Source organism: Methylobacterium sp. P1-11 (assembly GCF_008329595.1).
Classification (GTDB): domain Bacteria; phylum Pseudomonadota; class Alphaproteobacteria; order Rhizobiales; family Beijerinckiaceae; genus Methylobacterium.
Genome location: NZ_NPKS01000091.1, coordinates 1 through 1,267, shown reverse-complemented (window position 1 = coordinate 1,267; position 1,267 = coordinate 1). Strand labels below are relative to the sequence as shown.

The window sequence follows — 1,267 nt, the reverse complement described above, 5'->3', positions numbered from 1 at the left end:
GGTGAAGACGGAGGCGTCCGACACCCGCGCCAGTGTCGCCTGGAAGGTCGAGCGCTCGGCGTCGACCAGCCGGGCGAACTGCTTGGGCATGCTCTCCCGTGACGCCGGCCACAGCCGCGTCCCCGTCCCACCGCACAGGATGAAAGGTCTTACTGGCAACACGGACCCCTAAATTAATAACTTCTAAGGTGCTTCAGATTGTCTGAATACCAATCAACTGTTCGCCGCAGTCCGTTTTCAAGCAAGAATTGTGGCTCGAAACCGAGACGCCGAATGCGGCTAACGTCGTAGCTTCTTTCCACTTGCCCGAGAGGCTTACTGGTATCCCAGCAATACTCCGCCGCCGGGTATAATTTATGCAAGGTTTCGACTAGAAATTTGATCTTTGTGCTAACGCCCGTAGCCAGGTTGAAGACGCCAGTGCCCTTCTCCATCAAAATTAGCAAAGCGGCTGCTGCATCTTCCGAATACAAGAAATCTCGCTCCGCACTTCCATCTCCCCATACCTCAACGATACCTTTGTTGCTCGCTGCACGATGAAATTTTCTTATCAACGATGGCACAACATGGCCGTAGAACTCATCAAAGCGGTCTGACGGACCATACAAATTTGTGCTAAGAGCGAATGCATAATTCGTACCATATTGCGCTTTGTAGCTCTCAAGCATCTCCAGCATGGCCCGCTTTGCCGCGGCGTAGAAACGTTCCGACTCATGGACCGGACCGTTCAGAACGTCGTCCTCCTTGAAGGGCATCGACACCTGAGCCGGATACATAGCAATTGTGCCCATTGCCACGATTTTTTCTACTTGAAGTAATCTTGACGCCTCAATCACGTGAGTATTTATAAGCAAATTTCTCCTAAAAATATCTGCAGGAAATTTTAGATTTCCTCCAAGGCCATAGACAGCTCCCGCTAAATGGAAAACGTGCGTTGGCCCGTAAACGATAAACTCACGTAGTGTATCTTCAAAATTCTCTAAATTGCAGTCGCGACGTGAGCCCAACGCTTTTACATTATAGCCCTTTGACTGCAGCAAGCTTGTGAGTGCGGCTCCCACGACTCCACCTGCACCTGTAACTAGAATTCTCATTAGGAGTCTCTCGATGTACAGGAAGTAAGATGCCGACAGCCCGCTATTTGGAGCCGCCCAACCGAGCTATATCCGCGTCGACCATCTCGGTGATCAGCGCCTCGAGGCTCGTCTCGGCCTCCCATCCGAAGGTCGCCTTGGCCTTCGCGGGATTGCCGAGCAGAACCTCGACC

At 52.0% G+C, this 1,267-nt stretch carries 2 protein-coding genes and 1 pseudogene; all 3 read right to left on the bottom strand.

Annotated features, from left to right (window positions below):
* Positions 1–162, bottom strand: a 162-nt coding sequence (locus CIW48_RS32830) for a sugar phosphate nucleotidyltransferase (RefSeq protein WP_246695531.1), incomplete at its 3' end; no start/stop codon positions are given.
* Between the two features lie 11 nt (positions 163–173).
* Positions 174–1,094, bottom strand: a complete 921-nt coding sequence (locus CIW48_RS32825; RefSeq protein WP_149314509.1) for an NAD-dependent epimerase/dehydratase family protein — start codon at positions 1,092–1,094, stop codon at positions 174–176.
* A 43-nt stretch (positions 1,095–1,137) separates the two neighbouring features.
* Positions 1,138–1,267: pseudogene (locus tag CIW48_RS34430) on the bottom strand (GDP-mannose 4,6-dehydratase); the annotation flags it as partial.

What these genes read in the sequence shown, in the direction of transcription:
- CIW48_RS32825 (WP_149314509.1), bottom strand. Translation starts at nt 1,094, where the DNA reads ATGAGAATTCTAGTTACAGGTGCAGGTGGAGTCGTGGGAGCCGCACTC.